Below are 12,277 nucleotides of genomic sequence, written 5' to 3'. Positions count from 1 at the left end.
ATTGGGGTCGGATGTGCGCGCCATGGCGATGGTATAGGCCTCGTTCCTGAGGCCGTTGGCGGCTTCGTTTTCAATCGCGGCGCGCGTCGGCTTTTGCGTCATGCCGGGTTCGAAACCGCCGCCCTGGATCATGAAGCCGTCGATCACGCGGTGGAAAATCGTGCCGTCGAAGAAGCCGTCGCGCACGTATTGCAGGAAGTTTTCGACCGTCTTGGGCGCCTTCTCGGCATCGAGTTCGAGGGTGATGATGCCGTGATTGGTGTGAAGCTTGACCATGGGTGTCCTTAAAGAGAGGTTACGTGGAGGGTTTCCCGGCGGCCGTTTTCGCGGCGCCGGGGGGGGCTTTATCTGACCGGGGCGGGCTGGCCGGCGCCGGGTACGGGTTTGGCCGCTGTCTGTTGGCGTGCCTGTTCCCCCAGCATGTTCTGGATCAGCGTGAGCTTGGTCTGGGCGGTCGCGTTCCTGCCGTCCAGCGCCAGCGCCTTGCCATAGGCAATCGTCGCCATCTTGGCGTAGACGTCGCCGAGGTTCTCGTGCCCGGTGGCGTAGTCCGGATGCGTGCGGACTGCCGTTTCCAGCGCGTTCCTGGCGGCCTCATACCGGCTTTGCGAGGCATACAGCACGGCCAGGTTGTTGTAGGGCTCGGGCAGTTCCGGATGGTCTTCGGTCAGTCCGGTAAACAGATCGATGGCATCGTTGGTCTTGCCCTGGTCGGCGAGGATCAGCCCTTTCAGGAAACGGGCGCGGGCGTCCCCGGGATTCTGGGCCAGATAGCGGTTGGCGTGATCGAGCGCGCCGCCCAGATCGCCGGTGCGGAACTGCAGATTGATCTCCTGGATTTCATCGGCCAGCACCGGCGCGCCGGCGAGGACGGCGCAGGCGGCAACGGCGGCAAGTAAGCGCGGCAGGGCCATGTGATATGCTCGGATCATCTTGGTCAAGCGGGCATTCTAACAATATCGCCGCGGCTGAGACAGTCGGCGTGCCGCTTGAATCCTGCATGTCACCCTTCCGTTCGTAGCCGTTCGCATCATGTTGCATATCACCAATTCCCTTACGCGCACCAAGGAAGAATTTGTCCCGATCAATCCAGGTGTGGTCCGCATCTACGTTTGCGGCATGACCGTCTACGATCTGTGCCACCTCGGACATGCACGGGTATTCGTGGTGTTCGACATGGCGACGCGCTGGCTGCGCGCCAGCGGCTATCGGGTCGAATACGTGCGGAACATCACCGATATCGACGACAAGATCATCAAGCGCGCACAGGAAAACAATGAAACGCCCGCCGCGCTGACCGCGCGCTTCATCGCCGCGATGCATGAGGACGAGCGTGCGCTCGGCGTGCTGCAGCCCGACCATGAACCGCGTGCCACCGCCTACGTGGCGCAGATGCTGGCGCTGATCGAACAGTTGATCCGTAATGGCCTGGCCTATCCGGCGCCCAATGGCGACGTCTATTACAGCGTGCGTGCCTTCCCCGCTTACGGCCGCCTGTCCGGCAAGAGCCTCGACGAACTGCGTGCGGGTGAACGCGTGGAGGTCGACCCCAACAAGCGCGATCCGATGGATTTCGTGCTGTGGAAAGCCGCCAAACCGGGCGAACCGGCGTGGGACTCGCCGTGGGGGCCGGGGCGTCCCGGATGGCACATCGAGTGCTCGGCGATGAGCGCCGACCTGCTCGGGCGCCACTTCGACATCCACGGCGGCGGCCAGGACCTGCAGTTCCCGCATCACGAGAACGAGATCGCGCAGTCCGAGGGCGCGCACGGCTGCACCTTCGTCAACTACTGGCTGCACAACGGCTTCGTCCGCGTCGACAACGAGAAGATGTCGAAGTCGCTCGGCAACTTCTTCACCATCCGCGAGGTGCTCGCCAAGTACGACCCCGAGGTGGTGCGCTTCTTCATCCTGCGCGCGCACTACCGCAGCCCGCTGAACTATTCCGACGCCCACCTCGACGACGCAAGGGGCGCGCTGACCCGCCTCTACACCGCGCTCAAAGGCACGCCGGCCGCAACGCCGGCGCCGGACTGGAGCCATCCCGCCGCGCAGCGCTTCAAGGCGGCGATGGACGACGACTTCAATACCCCGGAGGCCCTCGCCGTGCTGTTCGACCTGGCGGGCGAGGCCAACCGCGGTGACGCGGCGGCGGCGCAGACGCTGCGCAGCCTGGGCGGGGTGCTCGGCCTGCTGCAGCGCGACGCCAACGACTTCCTGCAGGCGGGCGCCACCGGCGGCCTCTCCGAGACCCAGATCGACGCGCTGATCGCCGCCCGCCAGGCGGCGCGCAAGGCGAAGAATTTCGCCGAGTCCGACCGCATCCGCGACGAACTGGCTGCCGCCGGCGTCGTGCTGGAGGACGGGGCGGGCGGCACCAGCTGGCGGCGCGCCTGAGAGCCGGCATGGCGGCCGCCAATCTCGTCCTGGTCGGTGCGGTCGGCTGGCTGCACCCGGCGTGGGAAGGCGCGTTCTACCCCGACGACCTGCCCGCCGAGTGGCGGCTGTCCTACTACAACACCCAGTTCGAGGCGGTGTATCTGCCGGCGTCGCTGTGGCAGGACGCGTCGCCGGAGACGTGGGCAGCGTGGCTCGCCGACACCCTCGAGGGCTTCCATTTCGTGCTGGAACCCGGCGACGCGGCCGTCGTCCCGCCTGTCTCGCCGCAGGTGGTGCTCGCCACTCCGGCGTGGCAGGCGGAGCACGTGTGGTGGCTGGACGAGACGCCGGACCTGCGCCGGCTGGGGCAGCGCATCGCGCAGCAGGCAGCGACCGGCGAGCCGCTCTACGTGTTGAGCCGCAGCGGCGACCTCGCGCTGATGAAGCAGGCCGTCACGCTCGCCCGGGTGATGGGCTACTGACGCGCGGACGCCGCGTCCGTCTATACGCCGGCCTGCCTGAGCCGCTTCCACAGGGTGGTGCGCGACATGCCCAGCCTGCGCGCGGCCTCGGCCTTGTTCCCGCCGGTCTCGGCAAGGGCTCGGGAAATCGTTTCGACTTCGCTTTCGCGCTGCTGTAACGGCCGGTAATAGGGCCGTGCCAGCGGGCGGGGCGCGTGCGGGCCGGATGCGGGGCGGTCGACGGATTCGATCTCGGGCGGCAGGTGGTGCGGCAGGATGGTCGGGCCATCGGTGTGCACCAGCGCATATTCGAGCGCATTGAAGAGTTGCCGGATGTTTCCCGGCCAGTCGTACGCCTCGAGCGCGATCAGCGCCTCGTGGGCGAGCCGCACGTTGTCGCGCCGGTAATGCCGGCCCAGGTCGGCGAGCAGCTTGTTGGCGAGGAGGGCGATGTCCTCCTTGCGTTCCCGCAGCGCGGGGACGTGCAAGGGAAGGACCCGCAGCCGGTAGTAGAGGTCTTCCCTGAATTCGCCGCGTTCGACCATGGCGGCGAGATCCCGGTGGGTGGCCGCGATGACGCGGACGTTCACCGGACGCGCGGTGTTCTCGCCCAGCCGCACCACCTCCTTCTCCTGCAGGACGCGCAACAGCTTGACCTGGGTGCCGAGCGGAATCTCGCCGACCTCGTCCAGCAGGAGGGTTCCGCCCTCGGCGGCTTCGAAGCGGCCGATGCGTGCCGCGGTCGCGCCGGTGAAGGCGCCCCTGGCATGGCCGAACAGCTCCGACTCGAGAAGGTGTTCGGGGAGCGCGGCGCAGTGCACCGGGACATAAGGGCCCTTGCAGCGGTCCGAGTTGTCGTGCAGCGCCTTGGCGACGAGCTCCTTGCCGGTCCCGCTCTCGCCGGTCAGCAGCACGCTGGCATGGCTGGGCGCCATCCGCAGGATCTGCGAATAGAGCTTCTGCATCGCGGGGCCGTGGCCGACCATGCTGCCCAGTTGCAGCCGCTCGGCGACTTCCTGCTCGAGTTCGGCTTCGTGCGAGCGGTCCCGCAGGATGATCGCGTAGTGCATCGGCACGTTCTCCGCCGGGGGGAGCAGGATGGACCACATCCGCAGGAACACGGAGACGTTGTCAGGCCGCTCCAGCACGATGTCCTGGACCATGCCGCCCGGCTTCCGGTCATGAACCAGTGCGCAGCTCCCGCGCTTCTCGCACGCCTGCGCGCAGGCCGTCTCCTTGAAGAGGGTGGGGCAGAGCTGGTTGACCAGGCGATCGTCCTCGAGCCGGATCATCTGCCTCGCGGCGCGGTTGACCGCCAGCACCCGCCGGTTCTTGTCGAGAAACAGCACGCCTTCCTCTAGGCTGTCGAGAAACAGCTTGAGCATGTCGATCGTCAGCATCCTGCGTCACACCGGGTGTTCATAATGAACGTCACTTTAAACGTCAACATGGACGTTACGCAAGCGCGAACACCACGGCAAATCAAAATAAATCAGGGAAAACATATAGATGCGGAATTGGCACGCTTGTAGCTATCGAACACGGCACCTCGATAATCAACCCCAAGAAAGGAACTGTCCGTGTATCAACAACTCGCCTGGCAGATCACCGTCGCCCTGACCGCCGTCCTGGGCCTGGTGTTCGCCTACATTGCGCTGAAATCCGGCAGGCGGACGGAGTACGCGCCGCTGCAGAAGCGCGCCTACCGTCTGCGCCGCGGCCTGTTCTGGGCGCTCGTGCTGCTGCTCACCCCGATCCTGGTGTATTCCATGTCCGAACTGCCCTACGACGCGGCGCAGCGGCACAAGGGCGACAAGCCGCAGGTGATCGATGCGGTCGGCTACCAGTGGTACTGGACCCTGAGCGCTAGCGAGGTCACGGTCGGCCGTCCGGTGGAATTCCACGTCACCAGCGGCGACATCAACCACGGCTTCGGCATCTACGACGAGAACATGCGCCTGGTCGGCCAGACGCAGGCCATGCCGGGCTACGTCAACAAGCTGCAGCTCGTCTTCCACAAGGCGGGCACCTACAAGGCGCTCTGCATGGAGTATTGCGGCCTCGCCCACCACAACATGACCGCCGAAATCAGGGCAGTCGAGTCCACCCCGACAGGAGGCCGGAAATAACATGACCGCATCGAACCCCATGCCACCCCATGCCGGCGCCACCGCCGGCGTCCTCGCCTATCTCGTTGCCGCCGGGGCGATCCTGCTGCTGATGATGGCCTTCGGCTTGACGATGCGGCTCGAGCAGGCACAGATCGTTTCCATCGGCGTCGACCGGTTCTACGAACTGATGACCCTGCACGGCGCCGGCATGGTCGGCGTCGCCGCGCTGGGCGGCGCCGCGATCATGTGGCACTTCCTGCGGCAATACGTCCGCCTGTCCGCCGCGCTTCTCCTCGCCAACCTGGCGCTGTTCCTGTTCGGCGTCGTGCTGATCCTGGCGAGCGTGCTGTGGGGCAAGTTCGCCGGCGCGTGGACCTTCCTCTACCCGCTGCCCGGCCAGTCGATGGGCGTCTGGAGCAGGGATGCGGCCGCCCTGTTCATGGCGGGCCTGCTGGTGATCGGCACCGGCTTCCTCCTGCTGTACCTCGACGTCGCGCGCGCCGTGATCCAGACCTACGGCAGCCTGGCGCACGCGCTCGGCTGGCCGCAGCTCTTCCTGCGCAGGGGCGAGTACGGCCCGCCGCCCACGGTCGTGGCGAGCACCATGGTGCTGATCGTCAATACCATCAGCATCGTGAGCGGCGCGAGCATCCTGGTGATGATGCAGATCAACCTCTACCTGCCGAGCTTCACCATCGACCCGCTGCTGGCCAAGAACCTGATCTACTTCTTCGGCCACGTGTTCATCAACGCGACGATCTACATGGCGGTGATCGCCGTCTACGAGATCCTGCCGCGCTACACGCAGCGCCCCTGGCAGTCCAACCGCGTGTTCCTGGCGGCGTTCACGGCTTCGACGGTCCTGGTGATGATCATCTACCCGCACCATCTGCTGATGGACTTCGCCATGCCGAAGTGGATGCTGATCATGGGCCAGGTCATCTCCTACCTCAACGGGCTGCCGGTGCTGGTGGTCACGGTGTACGGCGCGCTGACGATCGTCTATCGCTCCGGCATCAAGTGGGACATGGCCTCGGGTCTGCTGCTGCTGTCGATGTTCGGCTGGGCCGCGGGGGTGATTCCCGCCATGGTGGACGGGACCATCGTCGTCAACCACGTCATGCACAACACCCTGTGGGTACCCGGCCACTTCCACACCTACCTGCTGCTGGGGATGGTCACCATGGTGTTCGGCTTCATGTACTACCTGGCCAACGGCGGCCGCCATGGCGCCGCAGGCCTCCTCGACCGGCTGAGCTTCTGGGCGTTCGCCCTGGCGGGGATGGGCTTCGTCTTCGCCTTCCTCTACGGCGGCCTTGAAAGCGTGCCGCGCCGCTACGCCGCGCACCTGCCGGAATGGCTGCCGTACGACCGCGTCGGTTCGGCCTTCGCGGCGGTCGTGATCGCGGCCGTGCTGGTGTTCGTCGTGCGCTTCGCCAGCCGGCTGCGCACCGCAGCGGGTGGTGCGGCATGACGCGCAGCGTTGCTGCCGGGCTGCTGATCCTGGCCCTTGGCTGCGGCCTGTTCTGGTTCGGCACGGACGGCCTCGCCGCCTTCACCAGCGAAGCCGCCCGGCGCAACGCCGTCCTGAGCGAGCCACGGCCGGTTCCGGCGGCATTGCTGGAGGACCAGGACGGGCGCCTGTTCAGCCTGCAGGACTATGCCGGCAGGCTGGTCGCGGTGGAATTCATCTACACGCGCTGCCGTACCGTCTGCAGCGCGCTCGGCGCAGGATTCCGCCAGATCCGCGACAACGTCCCGCCGGCTGCCCTGGAACGCGATTTTGTCCTGCTCAGCATCAGTTTCGACCCGAAGAACGACCACCCGGACGCGCTCAAGGCGTACGCCGGGCGCTTCGGCGCGGACGGCAGCGGATGGCGCGTCGCGCGGGTGCGCAGCGAGGCGGAGCTGCAAGCCTTGCTGCAGGCCTTCGGCATCACGGTGATCCCGGACGGCATGGGCGGCTTCGAGCACAACGCGGCCATCCATCTTCTCGATCGCGCCGGGCGCCTCGCGCTGATCGCCGACTACGACCAGCCGCTGCCGTTCGCGGCGCACGTGGGGTCCATCCTGTGAACGGGCGCCATCCCGGTGTCGCCGCCATCGCCCTGGTGGCCCTGCTTGCGCTGCCGCCGCTGCGTGCCTGGCTGGAGGCAAGCATGGCCGCCCACATGCTGCTGCAGATGCCGCTGCTCGCGGCGGCCGGTGCGTTTGGCGCGCTCGCCCTGCCGCGGCGCCTCGCGCGGTGGCTCGCCGCGCACAACGCCCATGGCGTGCCGCTCACGCTGCTCGCCGGGCTGGTCTCGAGCTACTGGATGCTGCCGCGCGCGCTCGACGCGGCGCTGGCGGACCCCTGGATGGAGCTGGCCAAGTTCGCCAGTCTGCCGCTGCTGGTCGGCCTGCCGCTGGCGCTCAGCTGGCGGCCGCTCGGCGCGATCGGGCGCGGCTTCGTCGCGGCAAACGTCATCAGCATGGTGGCGGTGGCCGGCTGGCTCTATATCGTGTCGCCGGTGCGCATCTGCAACAGTTACCGGGTGGACGAGCAGGCCCTGGCCGGGTGGCTGCTGGTCGCCGTCGCCGGCGTGCTCTCGGTCGCCTGGGCGGCGCCTGCCTTCTTCTCCCGCCGCAATCCGGCGACGGCAGGCGCCGCGAAAACCGAGAACCGCGCGCAGGAAACCCGGTCTGTAGCTGTGGCGGGCGGCCGGCTTCGGTAGAATGTCGCCCTCGACAAAAAATACGGGCTGGATTTCTTGCATAACGACAATCTGGTCGAAATCGCGGATGTCGCATTTGGCTATGGTGCCCGGCCGGTTTTGAAGGGCATCAACCTGACCGCCCGGCGCGGCCAGGTCGTCGCCATCATGGGCAGCAGCGGTTGCGGCAAAACCACGCTCCTGCGTCTGATTGGCGGCCAGGTCAGGCCCGGCCAGGGGACGGTGCGCGTGGCGGGCGAGTCGGTGGGCGAGCTCGGGCCGGCCGAGCTCTACCGCCTGCGCCGCAAGATGGGCATGCTGTTCCAGTTCGGCGCGCTGTTCACCGACATCTCGGTGTTCGACAACGTGGCCTTTCCGCTGCGCGAGCACACCGACCTACCGGAGGACGCGATCCGTGACCTCGTGCTGATGAAGCTGCACGCGGTCGGCCTGCGCGGGGCGGCGCACCTCATCCCGTCGGAGCTTTCCGGCGGCATGGCGCGGCGGGTCGCGCTGGCGCGCGCGATCGCGCTCGATCCGATGCTGGTGATGTACGACGAGCCCTTCGCCGGGCTCGACCCGATTTCCCTGGGGGTGACCGGGAACCTGATCCGCCGCCTGACCGACACGCTGGGGCTGACCTCGCTGGTGGTGACCCACGACGTGCAGGAGTCGCTGAAGATCGTCGACTACGTGTATTTCGTCTCGGAGGGGGTGATCGTCGCCGAGGGCACTGCCGCCGAGATCCGTGCCTCCGGACTGCCCTACGTGCACCAGTTCGTGCACGGCGAGGCCGACGGCCCGGTGCCGTTCCATTATCCGGCGCCGTCCTACGCGGACGACCTGCGCCTGGGAGCGCTGAATGCTTAGACAAACGATTGAAAACCTGGGGAACAGCACGATCCAGAGCGTGTGGCGCATCGGCTTCGCCGCGCGTTTCTTCGGGGTGATGCTGCTGCATTCGGGCACCGCGTTCCGCCGCTTCGGTCTCACCATCCGCGAGATGTACTTCACAGGCGTCCTCTCGCTCGTCATCATCCTGGTCTCGGGCCTGTTCGTCGGCATGGTGCTCGGCCTGCAGGGCTACGAGACCTTGCAGACCTACGGTTCGGAGGAGGCGCTCGGCATCCTGGTGGCGCTGTCGCTGGTGCGCGAACTGGGGCCGGTGGTGGCCGCACTCCTGTTCGCCAGCCGTGCCGGCTCCGCGATCACTGCCGAGATCGGCCTGATGAAGGCGACCGAGCAGCTTTCCGCGATGGAGATGATGGCGGTCGATCCGATCGCGCGCGTGGTGGCGCCGCGCTTCTGGGCCGGCGTGATCTCGATGCCGCTCTTGGCCGCGCTGTTCTCGGCGATGGGCATCTTCGGCGGCTACCTCGTCGGGGTGCAGCTGATCGGCGTCGACGAGGGCGCGTTCTGGTCGCAGATGCAGAGTGCGGTCGACTTCGAGCAGGACATCCTGAACGGCGTCATCAAGAGCGTGGTGTTCGGCGTCGCCATCACCACCATCGCCCTGTTCGAAGGCTACGACGCGCCGCCGACCGCGGAGGGCGTTTCGGGGGCGACCACGCGCACCGTCGTGACCTCCAGCCTTGCCGTGCTGGCGCTGGACTTCGTTTTGACCGCATTCATGTTCCGGGGAGTGAGCTAAATGAACAAGACCGTACTCGATCTCTGGGTGGGCCTATTCGTCATCGCAGGCATCGTGGCGCTGTTGTTCCTGGCGCTCAAGGTCGGCAGCATGAGCGCGATCAAGACCGGTGACAGCTACGAGGTCGTCGCGCGCTTCGACAACATCGGGGGGCTCAAGCCCCGTGCTCCGGTGAAGAGCGCCGGCGTCGTGGTGGGCCGTGTGGCGGACATCCGCTTCGACACCGAGACCTACGAGGCGGCGGTTACCCTTCGCCTGGACAAGCGCTATGCTTTTCCTAAGGACACGAGCGCCGCCATCATGACGTCGGGCCTTCTGGGCGAACAGTACATCGGCCTGGAGGCGGGCGGCGACAGCGAGAAACTGAAGGACCAGGACCGGATTCTCATCACCCAGTCCGCCGTGGTGCTGGAAAATCTGATCGGCCAGTTCATCTACGGCAAGGCCCAGGAAGGAGCACCATGATGAAACGCCATGCCCTCTTCCGTTTCCTGCTTGCGGCGGGGGTGCTGCTGGCTGCCCTGCCGGGACGGGCGGACACCATCAACCTGCAGCAGGCGGTCGAGATGAGCCTTGCCGCCGACCCGCGCATCAAGGAGCGCGAGCAGGTGGTCGAGGCGGCGCGCGGCCTCCTGAAGGAGGTGAGAGGCAACGCCGGCTGGCGCATCAGCGCCAACGCCTTCATCGGGCTGGCGCCGGAAGTCGACGGCGGGTTCTACGAGGGCGGGGCGTTCAGCGGAACGGTGCCGCGTACCGACGGCGACGAGATCAACGGCATCTCCGAGTGGACCCACCTCGATTTCGCCCTGGTCAAGCCGCTCTACACCTTCGGCAAGGTCGAGCGCTACGGCGAGGCCGCGCAGGGCAACATCGAGCTCAAGCAGGGCGAACTGCGGCAGACCCGCGGCGACACCATCTACGACACCAAGCGCGCCTACTACGGCTACCTCACGGCGCGTGACACCCGCGTCTTCCTGGAGGACATCCAGGACCGGCTGAACCGCTCGATCGCCTCGGTCGAGCGCAACCTGGAGGAGGAGACCGGCGAATCCAGGCAGTCCGACCTCTACGCGCTGCAGACCGCCCGCGGCCTGCTCGCGAAATATGCACACCAGGCGCGCGCCATCGAAAAGATCAGCCTCGACGGCCTCAAGGTGCTGACCGGCACCGGCCTCGGGGGCGAGCTCGCGGTCGCCGACGAGCGCATCGAGCCGGTGGCGTTTCCGCAGACGGAGCTCGCCGCACTGCAGGCGCGGGCGCTCCAGGAACGGCCCGAGATGCAGCAGCTCGAGGCGGGGTTGCGCGCCCGCCGCGCACTGGTCGCGGCCAAGAAGGCCGACCGCATGCCCGACGTCTACGCCGGCGTGGTCGGCCAGGCCAACCACGCCTCGCAGCGCGAGCAGCTGGACAATCCTTATCTCTACGATCCCTTCAACAGCGTCGGCCTCACCCCGGTCGTCGGGGTGAAGTGGGACAACGCGTTCGGCGTGGCGAACGCCCGCGTCGAGCAGGCGCATGCCGAGCTCGAGGCGCTCAACCACAAGAAGGCGTTCGCGGTGGCCGGCATTCCGTTCGAGGTGGGCGAGGCCTACGCCAATGCCCGTGCCAACTACGAGGCCCAGCTCGAGCTGGCCGAGGGCGCGGCCGCGGCGCGGCGCTGGATGGTGGCCGCGCTGGCCGATCTGTCAGCCGGGATCGAGACCGCCGACAAGGTGGCCGACGCGCTCAAGAACTACGTCCTGCTGCAGACCGAATACCTGCGCACGGTCAACGACTACAACATGAACGTGGCGCAGCTCGCGCGCCTCACCGGTGAACCAAGGTAAGCGCCGGGCGTCCATCCTTCATCCGATTCTTCTTCCAACAGGAACATTCCGACTATGTTGCGCTCATTCTTGCTGGCACTCGCCATGGTGCTCGGCCTGACCACCGGGCCGGCGCGCGCCGCTGACACGCCCCCCGACGAGCTCGCCCGCACCACCACCCAGGAAGTGCTGGCCATCCTGAAGCAGGACAAGGAGCTGAAGAGCGGGAACATCGAAAAGGTGTACCAGCTCGTCGAGGCCAAGGTGCTGCCCAACTTCGACTTCAACCGCATGACCCAGCTCGCCCTCGGCAAGCACTGGCCGCGCGCCACCCCCAAGCAGAAGCAGGCGCTGGTCGCCGAGTTCCGCAACCTGCTGGTGCGCACGTATTCGACCTCGCTCACGGCGTACACGAACCAGACCGTCGAGTTCAAGCCGCTCGCGATGAAGCCGGACGCGACCGACGTGACGGTGCGCTCGGAGATCCGCCAGCCGGGCGGGCAGCCGATCCCGATCGACTATAGCTTTTACAAGACCAACTTCGGCTGGAAGGTGTACGACGTGGCGATCGACGGCGTCAGCCTGGTCACCAACTACCGGGCCTCCTTCTCCAATACCATCCGCCAGAGCGGCATCGACGGGCTGATCAAGACCATGGCCGCCCAGTCGGCGCGCGGCGCGGCCAGGCCGGCCCCGCGCAACGGCACGTGATCGCCTGCGAAGATGCCTGCTGCCGCATCAGCGGCGCGGTGACGGTGGACAGCGTCGGCAGCCTCCTGCGCGAGCTGCAACCGCAGCTCGCGGGGGGCATCGACACGCTCGACTTCAGTGGCGTCGAGGCCGCCGACTCGGCGGCGCTCGCACTCGTCTTCAGCGCCATGCGGCAGGCCCGGCAGGCCGGGCGCACGCTCAGCGTGAGCGGCCTGCCCGCGAGCTTCACCACGCTCGCCGAGCTCTACGGCGTGGCCGACCTGCTGCCCGCATGAACCCGGGCACCCCGGCGATCCGCGTCGAGGCGCTGACCAAGCGCTTTCGCGCCACCCAGGCGCTCGGCGGCGTCTCGCACGACATCCTGCAGGGCGAGTACTTCGGCGTGCTCGGGCCCATCGGCGGCGGCAGGTTGACACTGAGTTCGATCCGCGACGGCATCACGCGTGCCGCCTGCGGGCGCGGCGCG

General features: G+C 67.1%; 15 protein-coding genes and 1 pseudogene. 13 read left to right on the top strand and 3 right to left on the bottom strand.

Going from position 1 to position 12,277, the window contains the following annotated elements; translation table 11 throughout:
• Both Q0L94_RS12615 and Q0L94_RS12610 read right to left on the bottom strand, forming a co-directional pair.
• On the bottom strand, positions 1–276 hold a 276-nt coding region (locus Q0L94_RS12615; protein WP_296753730.1), incomplete at its 3' end, for a peptidylprolyl isomerase.
• A 68-nt stretch (positions 277–344) separates the two neighbouring features.
• Positions 345–914: a tetratricopeptide repeat protein gene (locus Q0L94_RS12610; protein ID WP_296753729.1), complete on the bottom strand. Its 570-nt coding sequence runs from the start codon at positions 912–914 to the stop codon at positions 345–347.
• A gap of 118 nt (positions 915–1,032) precedes the next feature.
• Between Q0L94_RS12610 and cysS the strand changes: the two genes are divergently transcribed.
• On the top strand, positions 1,033–2,397 hold the full coding sequence (gene cysS, locus Q0L94_RS12605; RefSeq protein WP_296753728.1) for a cysteine--tRNA ligase: 1,365 nt from the start codon (positions 1,033–1,035) through the stop codon (positions 2,395–2,397).
• An 8-nt stretch (positions 2,398–2,405) separates the two neighbouring features.
• Positions 2,406–2,861: a DUF72 domain-containing protein gene (locus tag Q0L94_RS12600; protein ID WP_296753726.1), complete on the top strand. Its 456-nt coding sequence runs from the start codon at positions 2,406–2,408 to the stop codon at positions 2,859–2,861.
• Between the two features lie 20 nt (positions 2,862–2,881).
• Here Q0L94_RS12600 and Q0L94_RS12595 read toward each other — a convergent pair whose 3' ends face one another.
• Positions 2,882–4,225: a sigma 54-interacting transcriptional regulator gene (locus Q0L94_RS12595; protein WP_296753725.1), complete on the bottom strand. Its 1,344-nt coding sequence runs from the start codon at positions 4,223–4,225 to the stop codon at positions 2,882–2,884.
• 195 nt (positions 4,226–4,420) lie between these two features.
• Here Q0L94_RS12595 and Q0L94_RS12590 point away from each other — a divergent pair, with 195 nt between their 5' ends.
• The 11 genes and pseudogenes from Q0L94_RS12590 to Q0L94_RS12540 all read left to right on the top strand — a co-directional run.
• Entirely contained in the window at positions 4,421–4,969 is a 549-nt protein-coding gene (locus Q0L94_RS12590) for a cytochrome C oxidase subunit II (RefSeq protein ID WP_296753723.1), read from the top strand.
• A gap of 1 nt (position 4,970) precedes the next feature.
• Positions 4,971–6,425, top strand: coding sequence for a cbb3-type cytochrome c oxidase subunit I (locus tag Q0L94_RS12585; RefSeq protein WP_296753721.1), 1,455 nt, complete (start codon positions 4,971–4,973; stop codon positions 6,423–6,425).
• Positions 6,422–7,027 carry an SCO family protein gene (locus Q0L94_RS12580; RefSeq protein WP_296753720.1) on the top strand — a complete coding sequence of 202 codons (606 nt, stop codon included), beginning with the start codon at positions 6,422–6,424 and terminating at the stop codon, positions 7,025–7,027. Before Q0L94_RS12585 ends, Q0L94_RS12580 begins: the two co-directional genes overlap by 4 nt.
• Positions 7,024–7,665 carry a hypothetical protein gene (locus tag Q0L94_RS12575; protein WP_296753718.1) on the top strand — a complete coding sequence of 214 codons (642 nt, stop codon included), beginning with the start codon at positions 7,024–7,026 and terminating at the stop codon, positions 7,663–7,665. The genes Q0L94_RS12580 and Q0L94_RS12575 overlap by 4 nt, the downstream gene beginning before the upstream one ends.
• 36 nt (positions 7,666–7,701) lie before the next feature.
• Positions 7,702–8,514 carry an ABC transporter ATP-binding protein gene (locus Q0L94_RS12570; RefSeq protein WP_296753716.1) on the top strand — a complete coding sequence of 271 codons (813 nt, stop codon included), beginning with the start codon at positions 7,702–7,704 and terminating at the stop codon, positions 8,512–8,514.
• The gene (mlaE, locus tag Q0L94_RS12565) at positions 8,507–9,295 is read left to right on the top strand and encodes a lipid asymmetry maintenance ABC transporter permease subunit MlaE (RefSeq protein WP_296753714.1); all 789 of its coding nucleotides are present in this window, start codon (positions 8,507–8,509) and stop codon (positions 9,293–9,295) included. The genes Q0L94_RS12570 and mlaE overlap by 8 nt, the downstream gene beginning before the upstream one ends.
• The gene (gene mlaD, locus Q0L94_RS12560) at positions 9,296–9,760 is read left to right on the top strand and encodes an outer membrane lipid asymmetry maintenance protein MlaD (RefSeq protein ID WP_296753712.1); all 465 of its coding nucleotides are present in this window, start codon (positions 9,296–9,298) and stop codon (positions 9,758–9,760) included.
• Positions 9,760–11,121, top strand: a complete 1,362-nt coding sequence (locus Q0L94_RS12555) for a TolC family protein (protein WP_296753710.1) — start codon at positions 9,760–9,762, stop codon at positions 11,119–11,121. The genes mlaD and Q0L94_RS12555 overlap by 1 nt, the downstream gene beginning before the upstream one ends.
• Before the next feature lie 54 nt (positions 11,122–11,175).
• Positions 11,176–11,811 (top strand): phospholipid-binding protein MlaC, encoded by a 636-nt coding sequence (locus Q0L94_RS12550; RefSeq protein WP_296753708.1) that lies wholly within the window; start codon positions 11,176–11,178, stop codon positions 11,809–11,811.
• Positions 11,808–12,086, top strand: coding sequence for an STAS domain-containing protein (locus Q0L94_RS12545; RefSeq protein ID WP_296753707.1), 279 nt, complete (start codon positions 11,808–11,810; stop codon positions 12,084–12,086). Before Q0L94_RS12550 ends, Q0L94_RS12545 begins: the two co-directional genes overlap by 4 nt.
• Positions 12,083–12,277: pseudogene (locus tag Q0L94_RS12540) on the top strand (ABC transporter ATP-binding protein); the annotation flags it as partial. The gene Q0L94_RS12545 and the pseudogene Q0L94_RS12540, both read left to right, overlap by 4 nt.

The organism is Thiobacillus sp. (genome assembly GCF_024708915.1).
This window is presented reverse-complemented; position numbering and strand designations above follow the sequence as displayed.